General features: G+C 46.9%; 15 protein-coding genes. 6 read left to right on the top strand and 9 right to left on the bottom strand.

Translation table 11 applies throughout. The annotated features are described in order from the left end of the window. From QT974_RS04765 to QT974_RS04755, 3 genes are all read left to right on the top strand, one after another. Nucleotides 1-1,552, top strand: a 1,552-nt coding sequence (locus QT974_RS04765) for a CHAT domain-containing protein (protein WP_333467372.1), incomplete at its 5' end; no start/stop codon positions are given. Nucleotides 1,553-2,323: 771 nt separating this feature from the next. Beyond that, nucleotides 2,324-2,689, top strand: coding sequence for a hypothetical protein (locus QT974_RS04760; protein ID WP_333467371.1), 366 nt, complete (start codon nucleotides 2,324-2,326; stop codon nucleotides 2,687-2,689). Beyond that, on the top strand, nucleotides 2,676-4,250 hold the full coding sequence (locus QT974_RS04755) for a hypothetical protein (RefSeq protein ID WP_333467370.1): 1,575 nt from the start codon (nucleotides 2,676-2,678) through the stop codon (nucleotides 4,248-4,250). Before QT974_RS04760 ends, QT974_RS04755 begins: the two co-directional genes overlap by 14 nt. A gap of 46 nt (nucleotides 4,251-4,296) precedes the next feature. Here QT974_RS04755 and QT974_RS04750 read toward each other — a convergent pair whose 3' ends face one another. From QT974_RS04750 to QT974_RS04735, 4 genes are all read right to left on the bottom strand, one after another. Beyond that, nucleotides 4,297-4,923 (bottom strand): precorrin-8X methylmutase, encoded by a 627-nt coding sequence (locus QT974_RS04750; RefSeq protein WP_333467369.1) that lies wholly within the window; start codon nucleotides 4,921-4,923, stop codon nucleotides 4,297-4,299. Between the two features lie 433 nt (nucleotides 4,924-5,356). Continuing rightward, entirely contained in the window at nucleotides 5,357-6,160 is an 804-nt protein-coding gene (locus tag QT974_RS04745; RefSeq protein ID WP_333467368.1) for a TPM domain-containing protein, read from the bottom strand. A gap of 305 nt (nucleotides 6,161-6,465) precedes the next feature. Next, nucleotides 6,466-11,943, bottom strand: coding sequence for an nSTAND1 domain-containing NTPase (locus tag QT974_RS04740; RefSeq protein ID WP_333467367.1), 5,478 nt, complete (start codon nucleotides 11,941-11,943; stop codon nucleotides 6,466-6,468). Between the two features lie 797 nt (nucleotides 11,944-12,740). Beyond that, a complete protein-coding gene (locus QT974_RS04735) occupies nucleotides 12,741-14,072 on the bottom strand; it encodes an ATP-binding protein (RefSeq protein WP_333467366.1) in 1,332 nt (443 codons plus the stop codon). 331 nt (nucleotides 14,073-14,403) lie between these two features. On the opposite strand from QT974_RS04735, the gene QT974_RS04730 reads away from it, so the two are divergent. Together QT974_RS04730 and ftsZ are read left to right on the top strand one after the other, a co-directional pair. Beyond that, nucleotides 14,404-15,303: a cell division protein FtsQ/DivIB gene (locus tag QT974_RS04730; RefSeq protein WP_333467365.1), complete on the top strand. Its 900-nt coding sequence runs from the start codon at nucleotides 14,404-14,406 to the stop codon at nucleotides 15,301-15,303. A gap of 388 nt (nucleotides 15,304-15,691) precedes the next feature. Next, nucleotides 15,692-16,963, top strand: a complete 1,272-nt coding sequence (gene ftsZ, locus QT974_RS04725; protein WP_333467364.1) for a cell division protein FtsZ — start codon at nucleotides 15,692-15,694, stop codon at nucleotides 16,961-16,963. 135 nt (nucleotides 16,964-17,098) lie between these two features. On the opposite strand, the gene QT974_RS04720 is transcribed toward ftsZ, so the two are convergent. Further along, a complete protein-coding gene (locus tag QT974_RS04720; protein WP_333467363.1) occupies nucleotides 17,099-17,878 on the bottom strand; it encodes an MBL fold metallo-hydrolase in 780 nt (259 codons plus the stop codon). A gap of 152 nt (nucleotides 17,879-18,030) precedes the next feature. Between QT974_RS04720 and thiD the strand changes: the two genes are divergently transcribed. Beyond that, the gene (gene thiD / locus QT974_RS04715; RefSeq protein ID WP_333467374.1) at nucleotides 18,031-18,858 is read left to right on the top strand and encodes a bifunctional hydroxymethylpyrimidine kinase/phosphomethylpyrimidine kinase; all 828 of its coding nucleotides are present in this window, start codon (nucleotides 18,031-18,033) and stop codon (nucleotides 18,856-18,858) included. Here thiD and QT974_RS04710 read toward each other — a convergent pair whose 3' ends face one another. The 4 genes from QT974_RS04710 to dndD all read right to left on the bottom strand — a co-directional run bounded on the left by QT974_RS04710 (nucleotide 18,859) and on the right by dndD (nucleotide 22,260). Further along, on the bottom strand, nucleotides 18,859-19,116 hold the full coding sequence (locus QT974_RS04710) for a hypothetical protein (RefSeq protein ID WP_333467362.1): 258 nt from the start codon (nucleotides 19,114-19,116) through the stop codon (nucleotides 18,859-18,861). Between the two features lie 171 nt (nucleotides 19,117-19,287). Beyond that, nucleotides 19,288-19,689 carry a DNA sulfur modification protein DndE gene (gene dndE, locus QT974_RS04705; RefSeq protein WP_333467361.1) on the bottom strand — a complete coding sequence of 134 codons (402 nt, stop codon included), beginning with the start codon at nucleotides 19,687-19,689 and terminating at the stop codon, nucleotides 19,288-19,290. A gap of 81 nt (nucleotides 19,690-19,770) precedes the next feature. Continuing rightward, a complete protein-coding gene (locus QT974_RS04700; protein ID WP_333467360.1) occupies nucleotides 19,771-20,160 on the bottom strand; it encodes a GxxExxY protein in 390 nt (129 codons plus the stop codon). 102 nt (nucleotides 20,161-20,262) lie between these two features. Next, nucleotides 20,263-22,260, bottom strand: a complete 1,998-nt coding sequence (gene dndD, locus QT974_RS04695) for a DNA sulfur modification protein DndD (RefSeq protein WP_333467373.1) — start codon at nucleotides 22,258-22,260, stop codon at nucleotides 20,263-20,265. Nucleotides 22,261-22,380: the final 120 nt, after the last annotated feature.

The raw sequence follows: 22,380 nt of genomic DNA, 5'->3' as shown, positions 1-22,380 counted from the left end.
CCTTACCAAGGGGGGGCTGGGGGGGGTTCCCCAAGACTCCGACACGCAGCGCACAGCTCAAACCCGCACCCTCACCCCCGAATCGCAACAACAACAAACAGACAACTTAGCAACAGCATTGCAGCAACTAGCCCAATTCCTCGAACCCTTCAAACAGCAAGAACCAGAATTCCAGCTAACCCAGAAAGTCCAACCCCTAAACATCGCCGAATTTCAGCAAACATTAGATCCAAAAACCGCCATTGTAGAATGGTACATCGGCAACTCCAACAACTCCAACTCCCCCCAAGAAAACCCCAACAACTCCAACTCCCCCACTCAGAATGACGGCTGGGGCGGATCAGTCTTCATCATCACCCGCAACAAAATAGATACCATACAAATCACCGCCAGCCAAACCACCGAATTAGAAACCTGGAAAGACGAATATCTCAAAAAATACCGCAACAAAAAAACCAACATAATCTGGCAACAAACCCTCCCCAACAAACTGCAAAAACTCTCCCAAATCCTGCGCCTCAACGAAATAGTCGCCGAAATACCGGATAATTGCGATCGACTAATCCTCATCCCCCACCGCTACCTACATTTATTCCCCCTCCACGCCCTACCATTCACCTCCAAAGACGAACCCAAAGAAACCGCCCCTACAAAATACCTCCTAGACTGCTTCCCCAACGGAGTAAAATACGCCCCCAGCTTGCAACTACTAGAAATCGTCAAAAACCGCAGCAAAACCCGCAAAACCCCCGCCCCCGAATTGCAACCATTATTTGCAATTCAAAATCCCACCGAAGACTTAACCAACGCCGACATGGAAGTAGAAACCATCAAACAAAGATTCAATCTCCACGACATCTTAATCAAAAACCAAGCCACCAAAATCGCCCTCACCGAAAATGCCAAAAACCTCTCCAACGCCAGCTACATTCACTTTTCCTGCCACGGAGTATTCAACTTTGCCAATCCCCTGCTATCCCTACTAGCCCTAGCCGGTTCCATCGAAATTCCCTCAGAAATTAACCCCTCCCAACCGGGGCTTGAAGAGAATGGAGTCAAAAAACAGCGCAATGTCACAATGCGAAGCGGCAAAATAGTCATCCCCGAAAAATGCCTAACCTTGGGAGAAATATTCAGCAATTTAGAATTACCCCAGTGTAGCCTCGTGACACTTTCCGCCTGCGAAACCGGGTTAACCGACTCAACAGCAATGACAGATGAGTACATCGGTTTACCCAGCGGCTTCTTGTATGCAGGAAGTATGAATGTAGTCAGCACATTATGGAAAGTCGATGATTTTGCGACAGCCATATTCACGATCAAATTTTACCAAAAATTGCAATCACAAAAATCAGTAGCCGTCGCCTTAAACGCCACCCAAAACTGGATGCGCGCCGTCACCCGCGAGGATTTCATGGTTTGGATTGAATCATTAAAATTAGATGAAAATTCAATAGAAAAAGCCAAAGAGTGGTTAAGTTTTGACACCAGCAATAAACCGCCTTTCCGCAAACCGCAATATTGGGCAGCATTCTGCGCTACAGGATATTAGAAATCCTAGGGTATGTCGCACGAATAATCCCTAAAAAATATCGAGTTTTCGAGTAGCGACGCACCTTCATAACACTGCACCGATATTATAAATCGTAGGGTGCGGATTCACGAATAATCCCCAAAAAACATCGAGTTTTCGAGTTTGAAGCCTGAAGAAGCATGACCGTATATAAGTTATTAGTTATAATCTCATATTTTCTGCGGTCATGCTTCGCCCCTACAGATATATTTGCTTGCGGATGCACCACCGAATTTTAAATTTAAATATTATGCAAAGCTTATTGCAAATCAGGTGCGTCGCTGTTAAATTATCGATATGAGTTAGGGATTTTTCGTGAATCCGCACCCTACGAATCCGTATTCTTGATGTATAATTGTCTTACCATATATCGTAGAGACGGCTGGGTGCATCTGGTTTTTGAAGAGGGCGAAGCATGACCGTATATAAGTTATTAGTTATAATCTCATATTTTCTGCGGTCATGCTTCGCCCCTACAGATATATTTGCTTGCGGATGCACCACCGAATTTTAAATTTAAATATTATGCAAAGCTTATTGCAAATCAGGTGCGTCGCTGTTAAATTATCGATATGAGTTTTTGAAGAGGGCGAAGCATGACCGTATATAATTTATTAGTTATAATCCCATATTTTCTGCGGTCATGCTTCGCCCCTACGGATATATTTGCTTGCGGATGCACCATCTTTGATTCCCATCCCCACCAACCTCTGATTACCAATCCCACATTGTATTAACGGAGAATTATTTATGATCCCCGACAGAAACCTTATTGCTTTTATGACTTTGCTGATAGAATCTCCAGAAATCTTTCAATTAGAGTCAGAAGCCTTGAAAGACTTACCTAACTTGGCAAAAAAAATAACCACATTAGCAGACAATCAATCCGCCATTGGTGATGCCATGAAAGATTGGTGCACTAAGCATGGCGATTTAGGAGAAGCATTAAGAAATGAGTTGCGAGAAATCTCCGATCCCGGTCAACCCCTTCACAGTACACTAGAACCGTTCGCAAATCTTACGAAAAGAGCACCTGAGATGATTATGAAAGCTTACGAAGAAATTCAAAAACTCGAACAGAAAAAGATTGCCGATACCAATAATGAATCCAAATAACCAAGTACACGCCCCAAACGTTCATTTATTCGCCTTCCACGCCTGGGATACCCTATCATCAGGCTCAAATTCCCCTACAAATCCCCAACAACCAGCCCTACCACCAACCTCAAATCCCCAACACCTCTGGTTCAAGTGCAACGAAATCCTGCAAGAAAAACTCCACATTAATGCCGAATTTAATGATACCAACTTATACATAACCGCACAACCACCAGGCCGCCGCGCCAATCTAATTGTCAAACAAGCTGTCAACAATCGGAACTCCCTGTTTTTAGCTAAAGAAATTAAACACGACAACCAGCAGATTTTCCTCACCGGATTTGCCCAACCGTTGCGGATTGATGACAGTTACGCCTTAGGATTTAACCTGAAAGTTCCCGAAAAAACTAACGGCACAGAAACACCTGATGTCGATATTAGCATCTTCCAACATTTTAATCCCGATAACTGCTTGCTGCCAAATTCAGTTAACAGTTATTTCCCTCAAACTCTCCTGCTAACAGCTTGGCTAACCGCAGCACAAAAAGCAGCAGCCCAACAAGATCCCAATTATATCAAAAATTTAGGTCAACTCTGTCTAAAATCCTTTATTGCCGGTGAAGATTTCCCAGAATTTTACCGTCAAGGCGAATTATTCGGCAGCCCAATTCTGGAATACGGCCATCCCAATTACCCAGATAAATTCGGACAGATTTTGATTTGGTTTTTCAACAGTCAAACAACGAGTGACATCTGGGATATCTACTACCCCGATTTTTTAGATTTATGCTTGTACCGCAACAAAGTCATCCTTGCTTACAAAGAAAGTCGCGCCTATTACTCGGAAATCCGCCAGGAATACGCAAAAATTGAACAGGATATCGACGGCACTTTTGAGTATTTGCAACACGACGCAGCCCAGCAGCAACAATTGAAGGGTACCGGTTTAAATGAAGATGACTTGCAACATCTCGCACGTCAGACAATTGAGATGCCTCCCCGCGCCCTCAAGTATACCCGGTTGCTGATTGATTTGGAATTTAGGCAAAATACGATCGCCATTAACGCCCAAAATTACAAAAATAAATTAAATCAAATAAGTCTTGACATCAAATCTAGGAAAATTTATAATGATAGGGATGGCAAAAATTATTATGACTTGAGCTTCCTAGAATTATTCAGCCAAGAGACTTGCCCCCAATTTACCAAACAAATCAAAGCTGACCTAGGTTACTACAAACACGGTACGGTTGCCTTAGACAAGGCGATGGAAGCAATTAGGGGCGTAGTGGCGATCGAAGAAGCCTATCGCGATGCAGAATTACAAGCAACCATTCAAATAGTAGGCTCAGCTTTAGGATTTGTCGGCATAGTAGCCAGCGTAGCTCCTTATTTGATCAAACAAGACCCGCCCGATCGCAAATTTTACTTCCCATTAAGCAACATCGAAATCCCGTCATTTATACTCGTGCTGCTGATTAGCCTCAGTGCGGGATTTGGCGTGTGGATGTCGGTATGGGCGATCGCCAAAATCAAGCAAATCCTACCAAAAATCAAGCAACGGCTACATTTGCGCTGACAGATGACAGGAAAATTAGTATCCGCTCCTATTTAGATAGCAAAGCTCATAAACTGTTGCCCTCTTGGCCGTAAGCCTGCCAAGCCAAATCCACCAAACCGTTAACAATCGCCACAGCCACCACCGCCGAACCCTTGCGCCCCTCAATCCGAATATGAGGAACCATCGAATCGTGCAGCCGCGACTTAGCCACGTCAACCCCCACAAACCCAGAAGGCGTACCAATAACCAAAGCCGGCCGAATTTCCTCCGATTCAATCAAATCCACCAGCACCGACAAAGAAGTTTGAGCCTGGCCAACCACAAAAATCCCTTCAGGATAGCGTCTTGCCAAAGTTTCAATCCCCCAAGCCGCCCGAGTTCGTTCCTTTTGAGGGCGTGTCAAAGCATCCATCGAACAGTAAACCGGATTCGCAAAGGTGCTCTGGATCAGCGGCGTAATGCCCACCTGCACCATCGGCACATCTACCACGATCGTAGTTCGAGCAGCCAAAGCCGCCGCCCCGGCTTGCAAAGCCTGATCGGAAAAACTAATTAAAGACTTGTACTCAAAATCAGCAGTCGCATAGATCACACGGCGGACTATTTCGTACTCCGCCGCAGAAAAACCGTGGTCGCCAATTTCGTTATCGATTAATCCCAGACTCTGGGCATCGCTTACGTGCCATTCCATTTGTTGGATAGCTGTCGCCTGTGAATTGTTAGGTATTAGCTTACCAGCTTTTAGTGATTAGTCATTAGTCATCAGTCATTAGTTATTGCTCAAGAGCCGATTTTTGGACACTTTTGGTAGCGGACACATCATCTCCAGACTCGCCCACGCGGGCAGAAACCGGGTTTTTCTTTTTTGAGTTAACTTGGTTGCGCAGCGCACCCAAGTCCAAAAAACCCGGTTTCTTTGGACTTGGGTGCCGGGCCTAGAAACCGGGTTTTTCACGAGTTAACTTAGTTGTGGCCTAGATTCCGTAAAAAACCCGGTTTCTAAGAGTCACACTGATGACAGTTGACAGTTGACAGTTGACAGTTGACAGCTTGCGAAAGAGAAGGGTTGACTGATGACTGATGACTGATGACTGATGACTAATGACTAATGACTCTTAAAAAAACTAAGTTTCTTCAGAAGGAGACTTACCCAAAACCGGAGTCAGGAATGCCACCAAAGCCCCGATCGCAAAACCGGCCACATTTCGAGCCACAGGTAGCCAGTCCGAAGTCCGAGTCACCACAGGCCCAAGTCCGAAAGCCAAAAACAGAATCCCCCACAGCGGCGAAAAAATCAGCGCCCACTGCCAAGCCACACCCTGTCCCGGTTTCCGAGGCTGAGCGGCAAACCCGCAGATCACACCGCCAAGCACCGACGTAATTAAAGTCAGCACCCACTGTTCCCTAGGCAAACCTGGAACCACGCGGCATCCACCCTGACGCAAACAGCCTTCTATCGACTCCAAAGATTCAATGATCGATCGATCTTCGCCATTGTCCCGCACAAAAAACTGATTGCCATAGCGGGTTTGCAGTTCCACCCAAAAAGTTCGCGGCAGCAGCGGATACAGCGCGTCGCCCACATTAAAATTCAGCAAATTGCCACCGCGCGGGTCAGCAACTAGCAACACACTTTTATTGTCTAAGCCCCAATAACTTTTTACAGCCAAACCGGGCGTGCGATCGTACTGAGTCAGCACTCGCAGCTTCCAGCCGGTTTCGGCTTCAAAAGCATTTAAATTTTTTGCCAAACCCTCTTCCTCAATATCCGTGAGGGCTTTAGCTAAATCAATGATCGGCGTCTGAACTTGGGGCAACAAATCGGGATTGTTGAAAGCATGGGCCGCCGGTGCGATCGTCCACACCGACAAAGCCAGAAAAAAGGCGGCAGCAGAGGCAAGAAATTTGCGCGGGAAAAGCTGTGACATAGGAACTTCTAATTCGGGTCTTAATTGTGAATGTTAGCTGGCGGTCTTAACCAGAGGATAAGAGAAAACTCATATTTCTTTACAATTATTTACTTTACAGGAAGCCGAGAGCAAGGGGAAGGGGGAAATAGTTTTGAGTTTTGAATTTTGATACCAAACCCAGGCTGGAATATTCCTTGATTTCTTAGTCGCCGTCCGGCGGACATCGTTTGTGTAGTATCGGTTTTCAACCGCCGACTCTCTCTCATAAAAGAGATTTTTTCGCTGAACCCATTCCCTATTCCCCATTCCGCATTCCCCATTACCTAAAATGGAGGTTTTGCCGCCACCCCGTCACAGAGACGCCGATCGCGATCGCTCACATTAGGATTAGTTCTGAGATAATCCCCCACCCAGTCGCAGCCCCTCACCAGCAAATCATCAAGATCCAAATTCCACAAAATCACCCGATTGTCCCGCCCAGAAGAAGCCAGAACCTTCCCATCCGGGCTAAAACTCACGCTCATCACACTATCCTTGTGACCAGTCAAAGTTTTCAGCAACGTCCCGCTACGGCTCCACAGTTTCACCTTGTGATCGTAACTACCCGAAGCCACCAACAAACCATCCGGGCTAAAACTCACGCTAGTCACACTATCGCTAGAACCCTTCAGCAGAGTCGCCACCAAAGTCCCATCAACCTTCCACAGTTTCACCGAATTGTCGTAACCAGCCGAAGCCAGCATTTTGCCATCAGGACTAAAAGCCACCCCCAACACAAAACTGTTGTGAGCCCCTTCAAAAGTCCTCAGCAAAACACCGTCCCGATTCCAGAGTTTGACAGTACCGTCATCGCTCGCAGAAGCCAGCATTTCTCCATCAGGACTGAATGTCACCCCAGTCACCCAGCCTTTATGTCCCGTCAAAGTCTTAATCAACCTGCCGTTTTTCGTCCAGAGTTTCAGGGTTTTATCCTTGCTCGCCGAAGCGATTGTCTCGCTGTCGGGGCTAAAACTAACGCTCATCACGCTGTCGGCGTGGCCTTCTAGAGTAAACAACACAGAAGGCGAACAGGGGAACAGCGGAGCCGAAGGACAAGGCAGAATATTATTCAGCCTCCGATCTTCTTTGAGATTCCAGACTTTCACCGTTTTGTCATAACTCGCAGAAGCCAGTAGCTGCCCGTCGGGACTGAAACTGACGCTAGAGACTCTTTGAGTGTGTGCTTCCAAGGTTTCGAGCAAAAGTCCCGTGCGGCTCCAGAGTTTGATAGTTTTGTCGGTAGAAGCAGAAGCCAGTAGCTGGCCGTCAGGGCTGAAAGTAACGCTTTGCACCCGGTTTTGGTGTCCGTCGAGGGTTTTGAGCGGCACATCATCGAGCCGCCACAGCCTGAGTGTTTTGTCAAAACTTGCTGAAGCCAAGGTTTTACCGTCGGGGCTAAAACTTACCTGAGTAACTCGATCGGCGTGTCCTTCAAAAGTTCTCAACAAGCGGCTTTCTGGTTTAATATTGCTAGCATCCGTCGGGCGTTTGTCACCAACATTAGCCAGACTCCAAAGTTTGACAGTTCCGTCTGCACCTCCAGAAGCCAGTGTTTGTCCGTCGGGAGAGAAACTCACACCAAATACCCACTTAGTGTGACCGCGCAATGTTGCTAGCAATTCGCCGTTAGCCCGTATTGATTTTTGGGTTTCTGGGTGTTTGAGTGCAGCGATGCTCCAGATTTTTACCGTCGTATCTTCTCCAGCAGTAGCGATGGTTTCACCGTCGGGAGAGAAACTCAGGCCGTACACTTTCAACGGTTTTTTGTTTTCGCTATGCCACAGAGTCGCGATTAACCTTCCGTCATAACTCCACAGTTTTACACTACCATCATCGCTGGCGACAGCGACGATTTTGCCGTCGCGGCTGAAGCTGAGCCAATTTACCGGAGCTACTTGTTCGATCGTTCTCAGCAGCGTACCGTCACTTTTCCACAGTTTAACTGTTTGGTCTCTAGACGCACTGGCGATCGTTTGACCGTCGGGACTAAAAGTAACGCTCGTAACACTGTTAGTGTGACCTGTCAAATCTCTCAGCAGCGTACCGTCAGTTTTCCAAAGTTTGACAGTTTTATCTAAACTTGCCGAGGCGATCGTTTTATTGTCGGGACTGAATGCGACACAGGAGACGCTGTTAGTGTGACCTTTAAACGTTGCCAGCATTGTGCCGTCGCGCCCCCAAAGTTTGACGGTTTTATCTACACTGGCAGAAGCTATTGTTTGACCGTCAGGACTGAAACTCAGACCCCAAACTACATCGCCGTGTCCCTCCAAGCGGTTGCGTTCTTTCACCCCATAAACTGCCTGTTGCAGGGCCGCAGAAATCAAAATTTCTGTGTCCTTGAGCGTGTGCATTTCCTGGGAGTGTTCGATCTGTCTCCACTTTTTACCCGCTCTCAAACTTTCCATCATGGCATCAAATTTGTTGTTTGAGAAATAAAGGGCTTCAGAAGCTGCGGTTAAGGTACTGATTTCGGCTCGCTGAGTTTGCGCCACAGCTAGTTGTTTTTGACCGACTGCCCGCCACCAAAAGTTTACGGCGGCGATGGTGGAACTGGTGAGCAGCATGACTCCGATCGCTGCTACTCCCAGCAGTTGTTTGAGAAAAGTATTAGCTCGGTAGAGCTGTGCTTGACTCATCTTTTTGTCGGCTTCTGCTTTGTGCAGTCTCGCTTCTAAGCCAAATCTTTGGCGGATCGGTCGCACTAAATAGTCGTGTACTAATTGATAGCGGTCTTCCGGCGCTTCCCGCAGCAAAAATAGCAAACCGTGACCGACTAAAATGTCTAAAATTAAGTCGAGGCTGTCGGTTTTATTGTGTCCGCTTTCTGGCTCTTTTGCGAGTTCTAGCTGTAAGGCAATTTGGCTCCTGCTTCCGGCAGCCAACAATTTATTTTCTGCGGTATCTGTCGGCTGTTGACCTGTCACTAACGAGAGTTCGTGTTTGGTTTTAATCAGGCGCACTCCTCTTTCATCTGTCAGGGAAAACAAAATTTTCCAGGCTGAGTCTTCGTTAACCAAGCCGCAGTCCGAGATGACTCCTTCGAGCGATCGCTTGACTAATTCTGCTTTGGGATTGTCGCCCAATTGCTGGTATTGCGATAGACTGGTAATACCTTCTTCTTGCAGTTGCGCTCCCACCACCTGTAGTTCGATCGGTCGCACTTCTTGCAGTTCGTCTGCTAAATCTGCTACGAAGGCATCGATCAGTGCCGGATCTAAATAATATTCCGCCCGTTCCGTCAAGTGTCCGATCACAGCCCGCGCGTCTTTGAGCGAAAAACTCCGCAGTTGGTAGCGGATGCTTTTGTCGAGAATATTATTGTTAATGGCGTCGAGGTCGGGGAAGCGATCGCAGTCGAGCAAGTAGTGCAAATAATCTTCGCGCAAGCACAAAATTACCTTGACATAAGGCAGGTTCAAAAATAAGCGCAAAAAGTTATAAAAAATCTGTCTTTGTGCTACTGAGGTCGAGACAAAGAAAAATTCTTCAAATTGATCGAAAATCAGCACCGTCAACAAATTATTTTCGGCATTGTCGCGCAATTGGTCTATAATAAAAGAAGAAGTTTCCGAGCTGCGACCGGGGATAACAGAGCAACTTTTTTTGTGTATTTCCTGTACTCCTTTAGCGATTAATTTCCTTTCCTCTTCAGCTTGTTTGTCGTACAGTGCGCCGTTCAAAGCATTTTCTAATTCCAGCAGCCAGTCGGTGTAGACTTTGATTACTACGGGCAAGGTATCCCGCGCGCCCGGAGTAATATTTTTCAGAGCAGGTACTAAGCCGGCGTTGACTAAAGAACTTTTCCCGACTCCGCTGGGCCCGTGAATAATAGTTAATTTATGGTCGTCCCGGCTAATTCTTTCGAGCAACTTATTGATATCTTTTTGGCGGGAGTAAGCTGTCATCGACGCTGCGATCGCCGCTTGATTTTGAGCCGACGGGCTCGAAGGATTCACCGCTTGTCTCTGCTGCTGCAATTGGCTAGCTCCGATAAAAGCTCTAAATCCGTATTGATACTCGATCGAGCGCTGGGTTTTTTTAATCCGAAAAGCTTTGAGATACTCTCCCTGCTCAAAATAAACCGTTTGCAGTTCGGTCAAAATATCAATGTAAAGTCGAGGATCGTACTTCGGCTCGCTTTGAATTTGAGCCAACTCCAAAGAATGCACCGCCGCTTCCCACTGACCCAACTGTCGCAAACTTCTCGCTAACAGTAACAGATACGAACTGCGATCGGATTTCGGATGTTGGATTTTAGATTTGGGATCGTTACTCGAGTCGTTAGCACCCACAAATTCTGGATAATTGCCCGCAAACCCCAATCTCAAATCTTCAATCAGCAATCTCAAATCGTTAGGGGTTTGATCCAAAATCGCCAAGGCCAACTCCGCTAGCTGGCGGGCTTGACTCCATCTCGACTGTTGCAGGGCAACTTCTGCCAAAAAACCGTAATCTTGAGCTAGTTGGCTGGGAGTACCGTAGGTGAAGTGCAACTGCAAAGAGTTTTCAGCTAATGCTTGTAACTCTCCCCAAGCTTTCAGGCGCTGTAGCACTTGTCCGAGGTGTGCTGTCACCTCAGCTACCAATTCCGGGCGATCGGCAAGAGAGAAAGCATTTCTAGATTGTTCCAAGCTAATCCAAGCTTGTTCCCAGTGGTGGCGGTTGGCTACGGGATTGCGCGCTGCTTGCAGGCGGTGACACAAAGCTATGTGAAACAGCACAATGCCTTCTCTCTCTAAAAATAAGATGTTGGGGACAGGATTCGGCAAAGAGGATGAGAGAGTCGATCGGTTTTCGGAATATTCCCAGTTTGCCAGTTCCCAATTGCCAGTTTGCTGCTGCCAAAATGCTAGGCTTTCTTGGTAGTGAATTAAGGCTGTTTCGGTTTGGTCGCTGACGTAGTAATCTCGACCGAGAACGAATTGCAGGCTGGCTTTGAGGGCTGGTTCTAGTTCTTGACCCCGATTGTGCAAATCTTTTAAAGCTAATTCTAGTTCTCGGCGCGACAAAGAGCCGATCGCCAAATCGAGGGTATTGCCAGGGCTCAAAGGCGAATAAAAACTGACATCTGATACTCGTTCGTTTTGGGGTTGAGAACTCACGCTCAGAAACGGCTCTGGGGGGTTGATTTCCCCAGCCGCGGGGCCTTTGTCCCAGTCGGTTTCTCCGGTTGCAAAGGCGGGTCTAGTGCCAGCGGTGCTGCTGCCTAGTTCTTGGGTGACTTCCCCTACTTTAAATATAGTATCTGCCCGTTGGGTGAGGAAATTAATTAGTTCGTCAACGGCCATTTCAAATTTTATTGTGGCGGCGGCCCAACTTTTGAAATCCGGAGCCAGACGAATCATTTTATTTACTATGTCATCTGTTACCCACAAAATGACTGGGCAGGAAAAATTTTTGCGAAATTCGTCTCGCACTTGATTGGTAGAGGCCATCAGTTCGTCGATCGCTACTACTGTTTCTAAGCCGAATACCATCACAGCCGAGGCGGAACCGACAGGCAAAGACCCGCTGGCTAAAGTATTTGCCCGCAGAGTAGTGTAGAGGGTTTTGACTGAAACTGGCAGGACGATATCTTGAATTGGAACTGGGGACATTTCTCGCAGGCGCTGCGCTATGTGCTGCCGCAACTGCTCGTAGTTGCACCGCACCAAAATTAGCGAAAATTGCTGTTGAGACATCGTGATGGAGCGTAGCAGAGTTTTGAGCGATCGCTCGTTGTAGCTGGCAGTTTCTTGTAGTTTAAGCAGATCCGTCATGCGTGCACCCCTTTTGCAGAAATCTATTACCTAACGATCGCAGAGCCTGACGGAAACCGTATCTACTTAGAGACACTCGTATCTGTCCAGCGCTTTATATCTGTAGGAATACGTAGTTTTTTGTACTTCTCCTATGAATACCTACACAGTCATTAGGTTTAATCTAAACACATCATACCTCTCAATCTCAGAGAATGCGAAACTTGGCTGTAAAACTTAAAGGCAGCCTTAGATATTTTTTTGTCAGTTACAGATAAATGGCTACAAGTCATAAATAGCCCACCGCCAAGTTTAGGAAAAATATCCAAAAATCGCTGTTAGCAAACAACTTGGATATATGTAGCATTAATTTAGCAAACAAAACCAATTAACTTGTCGCTATAGATTGGTTATTTGAGACTAATAGCAACAGATAAAACGAGAAATAGGTAGGGGGTCTGGCATTGCAGATATGAGAGTTGGGATTGGGGCAAGTCCTGGTTGGTGTCAAATCTGACGCCACGACAAAACTGGCGACGTGCAGCCACCATTCAACAAAAATCAGCCAACGATAAAAACCGCTAACTGATTTGTGGAACAGATGGTAGTAGTTCCGAATTTTGAGCAGTAAATTACAAGTTATACCCTTTACATTTTCTATTTTTGATGGATATGAAAGCAGGTAAAATGACTTAATAAGCTCCTGGTTAGGAACTCGCCAACCGTTGCATTGTTTTGCAGAAATAATGTTAAACAATTGCTGGCGTCACTGGAGCAAAGGGTTGTGACAGTCTCTCTCGCCAGCTCAAAAATTATAACTATTTTTGGTGAGTGCGCTGATGCCACTCCTGATATTTTTTGGTTTCTGCTAAAGCTGGATTGATACCAAACCAGCGACCTTCTTGATCCCGGTATTCAAAAACAAACATACTGCGCAACAAGATTTGAGATTCTTCTTCGCCAGTTACACTTTGTCGGTTGACGACTTGAAACAGCAGTTCCCATTCCGTGTCATTGATGGCTCCCAAAAGGTCATCGCGATATTCTTGAATAACGCTTTCAAGACATTCGCGAGAGAAGGGGGGATCTTCGTGCTGCAAACAGCTATACAAAAGCATCAGTAGATTGCGAACGTGACCGCCGCTAATCCGGCAGAGCCTGTCTAAAGTTTCGGGAGAGTCAAAGACTTTGGAAATCAAATCGATGCGTTGAGCGGGAGCAACTGTGGGGAAAGCTCTAGCCAATACTAACTGGCGGAGCAGTGCCATTCCTTCGATGTGGTCGCAGCCCTCACGCCTGAGCACCGGTACCATCGGCATCACCTTGGGTTTGACTCCAAAGCGACTGGCGAGACGGCCGAAGTCGTTGGAAAAAATTAAAGTCAGGGGAATCGTGTAGACGACGTGACAATTGAGTTTTTTCAACTGTTCGCCGCGGTCTAAAAACAGGTACTCTGGCTGGGTGCGTCCGCTGGGCTTGAGGGAGGCGTCGAGGCGATCGAGGTTGTCCACGATCACGGCGAGTCCTTTTTTGCCTTGCTGCTTGAGTTCGGCATTAGCTCTGTCGAGGAGTTCTTCGTTGATCGACTGCAAGATGCTGTTGGTGCGGGGTTCGAGATATTGCCTGAGTTGCGATCGTAGTTTGGGAGAATCTTTAGTTTTAGCAGTGACTCTAGCAATTCCTATAGATAACTCCGCTTCCGCTGATAAATCTATGGGAGTCTGCAAAAATTCTGCCACTTCTGCAAACAGATTTGTAAAATAGCTCGGTCTGAGTTTGATCCTTGCCGATTCCATAGTTTCGCTGACTTGGCGAGCAATGCTGAGCAAAATATCGCTGATATCTACATCGCCCATGTCTAAGTCTTGGGAAGATTCAAAGTAGACGACGCAAAAACCCTCTTGCTCTAGCTCAGCTTTGAGTCGAAACAATTCGGTAGATTTCCCGCAGCCGATATGTCCTGTAAATAGCTGACAGGTTGGCTCGTTGGGGGAGATCCGGGTGATGGTTCGCTGTAGAGATTCAATGATTTTGCCGCCCCGCACGGAACCAAAATCGATGTAGTATTGATAATCTCCTGGGTCTCCCGCGACAAGGGTCTTGCTCGGGTTGCAGGCTTTATAAAATCTGTCTAATTCCAGTGCGATCACAATTGAAGCCGAATAAAAGTTAAAAAGTTAATCGAAAGTCTAAACTTTCTTTTGTTGAGTTTAGTTTGATTTGTCACCCTTTGCCATGTGGGGTAATGCCCTAAATACCCAAACAACCTCTATCTGCTAATCAACCGGACGGCACGGGAATTGAGAATTAAAAATTAAGAATTTTTAATTACCTAGCTAGATCAGTGATTGTACGGATATTAGCCAGAGTCTGGGTAATTTCCCGGGGATCTGGTTAAATGGTATGGGGCAGGGGTCTGCGTTCGAGAGATGAAAGAGTTTTAAATTTTTGCGAATCCTTACTAAATTGTCAAGAGTGTAGATGGCTAGTTTTGGAGCGGTTTCTCAAACAGAGTTAGGGCGCAGACGCGAAGAGTTGCGGCGGCAGCGTCGTGCTCGATCGGCGGCCCTGCTGTGGCAAATGCTGGCAGCGAGCGCGATTGCCTCATTTTTGCTGTGGTGGATTGCACAGCCGGCTTGGTTGATTGCTCGATCGGAACAAGTGAAGGTGGAGGGTAATCAGTGGCTGTCGGATAAGGCGGTGCGCTCTTTGGTGCCGCTGTCTTACCCGCAGTCGCTGTGGGGAATTCAACCGCAGGCCCTGGCCCAAAAGCTGGAGTCAACCGGGCCGATCGCCAAAGCGAAGGTGACTCGCAACTTGTTTCCGCCTTCTTTGACGATAGAAGTGTCAGAAAGGCTGCCGGTGGCAGTGGCGCAGCCGACTGCGGTGTTGAAATCTAGCGATAAGGACAAGGTGGGGTGGCTGGATGCTCGCGGAGGTTGGATGCCGTCGGATAGTTATGCTGCTGTGCGATCGCACAAGAGTTCGATCGAACCGGGCAGCGCTCAGGGAAAGGAGTCCCAGCATTCTTTGCCAACTTTAAAAGTTATCGGGCCTTTGGAACAGTATCGAGCCTCGTGGCCGAAGTTTTACCAAGGACTCAGCGGCTTGACTGTGAAAGTGTTTGAGATAGATTGGCAAAACCCAAATAACTTGATCTTGAAAACAGAAATCGGTACGGTACACTTAGGGCCGTACAGTTCCAAGACTAGCGAGCAGCTTAAGGTTTTAGACCGAATGCGACAATTGCCAAAACAGCTAGATTCAAGCAAAATAGCCTACATTGACTTGAGAAATCCTGCTGCCCCGATCGTCCACTTGCCAGAACCCCCTCCTAGTTTGGAGAGTTCAACTCCCACACCAACTCCGGCCCAGAATTGAGCCTGTGTCTGGCAAAGGGGGCGAGAAGGTATAGTCAACGATCGACAATCAGAATTTTTACATCTGGGCATCAATACGCGAGACTGGAAATAAGGGCTCTTTTGTGATACCGATCTGCATCGGCAAAAAAATCATAACTTTGGGTTCGATCCGATGCGTTAAGGGCTATTATCGATTTTTCTGATTTTGCCTTGCGCAGAAGTAGCTTCTGCACAAGCACCTAAATGGGGGTATGCAAGCTATGGGCGAGGAACATCGGCTTTGCATCCGAGATTGCTAACATTGAGCCTCGACCAGTGTTAGTTTTTCGCGCAACATTAGCCTATAGTTGATGGTGAATTGGCGTTTAGTTTAGTTAAAAAGCTGTAATCTACTATCCCAGACTCTCATGAACCTTAATAATAGTCAGGGGTCTGACCAAGACAGTCCCCCTTCGGAAGAAGTAAAAAATTTTCCGGTGGCCTTAGATTCCGCCAATCCGTTTAGACGCAAGTCTGGTTATGTAAATGTAGATAGTATTGATATCGATCCTATGGTCAATCCCAAAGACATAATGCCCAGCAGTGCCGCCAAAATCAAAGTAATTGGCGTTGGCGGTGGTGGCGGCAATGCCGTTAACCGGATGATTGCTAGCGAGGTTTCTGGTGTCGAGTTTTGGTGCGTGAATACCGATTCCCAAGCTCTGGTGCTCTCAAATGCTCCGAAACGCTTGCAAGTCGGGCAAAAGTTGACGCGCGGTTTGGGTGCTGGTGGCAATCCAGCGATCGGACAAAAGGCTGCTGAAGAGTCTCGCGACGAAGTTGCTAATGCTTTGAATCACGCCGATTTGGTGTTTATCACGGCCGGCATGGGTGGCGGTACGGGCACGGGCGCGGCTCCGATTGTCGCGGAAGTGGCTAAGGAAATGGGCGCTTTGACTGTGGGTATAGTAACCCGGCCTTTCACGTTTGAGGGACGGCGGCGCACCAGCCAAGCTGAAGAAGGAATTGCGGCTTTGCAAAGCCGGGTGGATACGCTGATCGTGATTCCTAACGACAAGCTGCTGTCGGTAATTTCGGAACAAATGCCAGTACAAGAGGCTTTCCGAGTTGCTGACGATATCCTGCGCCAGGGGGTTCAGGGTATTTCTGACATTATTACGATTCCCGGTTTGGTGAATGTTGACTTTGCTGACGTGCGGGCTGTAATGGCGGATGCGGGTTCGGCTTTGATGGGTATCGGTGTGGGATCGGGCAAATCGCGGGCTAGAGAGGCTGCGATGCAGGCGATTTCTTCGCCTTTGCTGGAGGCTTCATCGATCGAGGGCGCTAGAGGTGTAGTGTTTAACATCACGGGCGGTACAGATATGACGCTGCATGAAGTAAACGCAGCGGCTGAGACGATTTACGAAGTTGTCGATCCGAATGCCAATATTATTTTTGGAGCCGTGATTGACGAGCGGCTTCAGGGCGAAATTAAGATTACTGTGATCGCTACTGGTTTTTCGGGGGAAATGATCTCATCGTCTCAGGCTTCGCGCACGCAAAATGTTAATGCTCCTTGGCGGGCTGCGACTGTGCCGGTGACTCCTGCTCAACAGCCGCAGGATGCGAAAACGAAACCGCAGGATTTCGGATTGGATATTCCTGAGTTTTTGCGCAATCGTCGCCCAACCAAATAATTTTAGATTTTAGATTTTAGATTTTAGATTGTGGATTGTGGATTGTCGATAAATCTCCAATCTGAAAAATCTAAAATCTATTGAGATCTGGGATTTGGTATTTTAGATTTATCTAAAATATAAAAAATCTAAAATCTAAAATCTAAAATCTAAAATCTCTAGGGTTTGTCCGGGTTCGGGTTCGAGTAGCTGGGTAGATAGTCCCGCATTGGCGAGTAAATCGCGAAATTCGGGGATGCTGCCGATCGACTTGACGAACATTGGTAAAATACCGGTGGCTCGGATATCTCCTGTGGTTGTAGGTACAAAAAACCGAGGTTTTAGGGTTTGCGCAAGCTTCAGAGCTTCCGCAGGGCCGATGATGATTTGTCCGAGGAAGGGGAAGATTTGACCGATGACGGGGGCGATGGCTACGTCTACGGTGTCTATTTTCTGTTTGACTTTTTCTAAGGGCGGTAGGTGTGGTTCGTAATAAAGTGTCTCGCCGCTGTTTAAATCTTTGAGCAGATAACCGTTTTCTTCTTGTCCTGGCTGGATTTCGGCTCCGGGTACGGCGGTGATTTGTAATATTTCTTTAAATTTAGACTCTTGCCAATTTGCTAAAGATGTGATATTTGTGTAGCCTAAACTGCTGAGGACTTTGGCGGCGGTGGGTGAGGCGATCGCGGGAATTGTGCGATCGAGTTTTTCGAGTGTTGGTCTGTGACAGTGGTCGTCTAAGCCTTGGGAAATTAGGATAAGATCGATCGGCGGTAAGGTACTGGGGGTAAAGGCGACAGGCGTATTGTGGTAGGCGGTGAACAGCCAAGGTTGACCGTAAAATACCAGGGGATCGACTAGCCAGGGATCGACTAAGATGGTTTGGCCGGAGATGTGGAAGATCCAGGAGTTGAGGTCGATGCGGGTGATTTTCACAGTTGTTTGCAATAATTCTTTACATTAATTTTAATCATAGCTAATTTGGTTGGGGATTTTGAACCGCAGATGATGGCAGATGAACACGGATGAACGCGGATAATATGGAATTTATCTGCGTTTGTTTGCGTTTTTTTCCGGCTGCAAAAAATATGATTAAATCGAGAATTCCTGTGGCTTTGACTGTGGCTGGATCTGATAGCGGTGGCGGGGCCGGGATTCAGGCGGATTTGCGAACGTTTGCATTTCACTGCGTGCACGGTACGAGTGCTCTGACTTGCGTGACAGCTCAAAATACTTTAGGGGTGACGCGGGTGGATGCTTTGTCTGCGGAGGCTGTGGTTGCTCAAATCCAGGCGGTGGTTGGGGATATTGGGGTGCAGGCTGCGAAGACTGGGATGCTGCTAAACCGGGAGATTATGGTGGCGGTGGCGGAGCAGGTACAGCATTTAAATATAGGGAATTTGGTTGTCGATCCGGTGATGGTTTCGCGATCGGGCGATCGACTGATTGATGACGGGGCGATCGCATTTTTGCGGGATAATTTGATTCCTTTGGCGGCTGTGGTAACTCCGAATCGCTTTGAGGCTGAGATTTTGAGTTCAAGAAAGATTGTTTCTTTAGATGATATGCGATCGGCCGCGCAGGAGATTTATCGATCGGGCGCGAAAGCTGTTTTAGTCAAAGGTGGCGGGATGGCGGGAGATTTGCGGGGAATTGATGTTTGGTTTGACGGTACGCGGTTGGATGTGTTGAAAACTGAGACGGTTGATACTGGGAATACTCACGGGACTGGCTGCACATTGAGTGCTGCGATCGCTGCTAATCTAGCATTAGGTAAAGATTTATTTACAGCGGTGACATCGGCTAAAAATTATGTTACTACTGCTCTGAAATATGCTTTAGATATTGGGGAAGGTCAAGGGCCTGTGGGGCATTTTTTCCCGCTGTTACTGAAGGAAGAAGTCAGCAGTCATTAGTCAGAAGGAAGAGGGGGGAAATTTATCAAGTGGGTAGCTGACAGTTGTTGAATTGTCTGCTTTTAGACTTGGGAATGCAGGGAGGGCGATCGGAAGAATGTTTGATTTGGTCAGGGTTTGGGGGTTTTGGGCGTTGAGGGCGAGCGAGTCAGCGCAGGAAGTGACAGTTGAGTGTAACTGGAAGTAGAAGAAAGTTCCTATTGTGAAATCATCGAATTTAACAATAGCTCCATGGAACTCCTCAACTACTACTTTCAAACATCTACTTCCTTCCAACCCCTATTCTATCAGGTAAAATTTGTAATTTGCCATAAAATCCTCCGCCGCGACAGCCAACAATTGGAAGTTATAGCACTCCTGAATAAATTGTAAACTTTTTCTCTTCCCTTCTCTTACTTCCTTCGCGTCCTTCGCGCCTTCGCGGTTCGTTTAATTTCTCAACTTCTCAGGCGAAAGCGCGATCGCCACCAAATCTTCAATCTTCTTAATATTCGGATCGCCAGCTAAATAGCCAATACCTCGATGCAAGTGTAGGCGAAACTGCTTGGCGAGAGTTTCTTTTTCCGTACCCAAATTATCTTGATAACACCGCTGCTTGAGCGCAATGATTAAGATATCCGCCATGTCGCCACCAAAAACATCCCAGCTTAGTTCGACATTGCTGTCGCTCTTAATCGGTACTGGGGATGGGATGCTGGGTTCGGCGAGCGATCGGCAAAATCCCCACCTGCACAGGACGTTCCACCGATCGATTTTAGTCGATCGTTTCAGTTTAGATAGTTGGTCTTTGGCTGTTTGAGAGAGGCAGATGCGATCGACTGGTGGTTCCATAGGTTGATACTTTTGTTACCGCAGATGGGGGCAGATTAACACGGATTAACGCAGATGATAGCATGAGATTGTATCTGGCGTTTAGAAGTTATTGACTATTCGTTTAATTTCTACTTTAGGATTGCCAAAATTAATGAGCAAGCAGACGGTGAGTTTTGTAGCTTTTATCGCATTGAGACACTGTGCCATTTCTCTTTCACCCATTGATTTAATAGCTTTTAGTTCTACAAGCACGGCTCTTTCCACTAACACATCTGGGATGAATTTGCCAACGATTATATCTTCATAATGGACATAAATTGTAAAGTGAGGTTCGACCAACATTCCTGTTTTACGAAGTTCATAAACCAAAGAATTCTGATAAACCTGCTCCAAAAATCCACAACCTAAAGTATTTCCTACTTTAAAAGCACACCCAATAATTTTTTCAGTAATCTCATTCAACTCCAATCTGCGTTCATCCGTGTTCATCTGCCCTCATCTGCGGTTAAAAAAATCCCACATCCAAAACTATACCAAAAACCATCAAATCCAATCTGCGTTCATCCGTGTTCATCTGCCCTCATCTGCGGTTCATGCCCAGAAATAACCAGGTTCGACGGTAGTTTGGCGTTTGGCCGAGTCATAATTGAGGAGGTAGCTGTGGGCGATCGCCTCTAATTCTTGCAGCTTATCATATTCTGTTTGGCTAATCTCCGTGTCGGTAGAAAGCAGGATGACTTGGTGGCTAGCTGAGGGAAAATACCGTTCGACTAGGTTGTTTCTGTGAGATGAGTCGAGGCGGCCGAGGGGAGTGTCGATCGCAACTGGTAACTGTCTCCCGGATACTCTGGCCAATCCCCACAAAAAGGCGATCGCCAGCAGTTGTTTTTCACCGGCCGAAAGTCTGTGTTTGGGCACAGGTTTGCCTTCTGGATCGTAAATCGAAAGGCTAAATGTGTCAGTGTCGATCGCAACTCTGTGCACGAGGTCGGTTTTGTGCAACAGGTAGCGAAAACAGTCGGTAATCTCTATTTCGAGTTTGTTGAGTTTTTTGAGGGTGAGTTTTTCTTTGAACAGTTTGAGAGTATTTTGCGCTTTCGCGATCGAAGCGATCGCGTGTTGGCTGTTTCTGATGGTGATGTATTCGCTACTGTAGCTTTCTAGTTGTTTCTGGGTCTTGGCTAATTCTTTGTCTAGTTCGTCGATTCGGCGATCGGCTGATTCCACGGCTGCTGCTGCGATTGCTACTGCTTTTTGAGCATTCCTGACCTCTGATTCTAGTTTATCGTAAGCTTCGGGGGAAGCTGCGACAGCAAGTTGTCTGTCTGTAAAGTCGATTTCTGTTTCGATGTGGGTGATTTCTGCTATTTGTTGGGCGGCGAGATTTTGCTGGGCTTTGATTTGGTATCCCAGGAGATTTTGTAGTTGCTGGATGTTGTCGTTGTTGGCATCTATCCAGGGCGGGCTGTCGGTTCCGGCTTGCTGTTCGAGTTCTCGATCTTCTTGGCGGATGAAGTCTTGGATTTTATCTAGCTGTTGGGGATTTAAGGAGATTTCGGCGATATAGTTGAGGAGGCGATCGCTTCTTTGTTTGATAACATTTTGGGCAATCTTTGCTTGCTGCTGGTTGGCTTCGGTTTCTGCTTGGGTTTTTGCAGCGGTTAGCAAGGGTGAAATAAGCGCTAGCGGTAGCGTATTTGATGCCAATTCAATCATGGCTAGACGGGTTTTGTCTGCTTGATTTCTGTAGTCGTTTAGCTGTGTGTCTAGTTGACTGCGATCGCCCGCAATTTTTCCGCCTTGATAAATAAACTTGTCTGATGCTTGTTGCTGATTTTTTTGAGCTTTTTCTAATTCGTTTTTCAAGCTGGCTTTTTTTTCATTCGCCAACTCTTTCTTATCAGTAATTTCCTGAAAAGTTTGTTCAATTTTTTCTAAAGCTGCCAAGTCTTTTTTGCCAGCAATTTCTTTGCGCTTGCGGCCTGCTAATATTTCTAAATCGACAGCGAGGCGTTCTGCTAATTCTAAACCTAGGAGAGATTTAATCGCGCCGACGACAAACTCCGGCGGAGTTTCGAGTTCGGCTAGTTCTTTTACTTGTTCGCCGTCAAATAGAAACAGGTTGGATATTCCGACTGGCAAAAGGGTTTCGATGTATTCGTCCCAGGTGTTGGTAATGGCTTTGTCCGACCACCAGTCTTTTACAATTTCGCTATATATGAGAATGCTTAAGCTATCTTTAATATCGAATTTTTTCCAGTATCTAACAATTTTAAATTGAGTTAGTTGGTCGTCTTGTACTTGTTCAAAGGTTAGTTCGACGCGGGTATCTTCCAATGGGGGAGTGTGGCGGTTAATGGATTGATTGAGGAAATCGCTATAGCTTAAATTGCCTCTGGTGGAACATTGGGCGCGGCCGCCGTAGAGGGCGAGGCGAATCCCGTCCATGAGGGTGGTTTTTCCACCGCCGTTCATTCCTCCAAATAGGATAACCGGGCAGGGATTTCCGTCTTTTTCGGGGCGCAGGTTGATGGTTTGGATTCCTGCATAGGGGCCGAAGTTTTTGAGTACGAGTTCGAGGAATTGCATTGTAGATGTTGTCGGTGGTTGGTGGGTTATTGGTGAGGGATTGGGTAACGGATGGGTGGTTGGTAGGGGGCGGTTCGGCAGCGGATTTGGTAGCGGATTTAACGGATGGGTGGTTGGTGG

It is taken from the genome of Microcoleus sp. BM001215392, assembly GCF_036700185.1.
Lineage (GTDB): Bacteria > Cyanobacteriota > Cyanobacteriia > Cyanobacteriales > Microcoleaceae > Microcoleus.
Note: the sequence above shows the minus strand (reverse complement) of the source record. Positions and strands in the feature narration are given on the sequence as shown.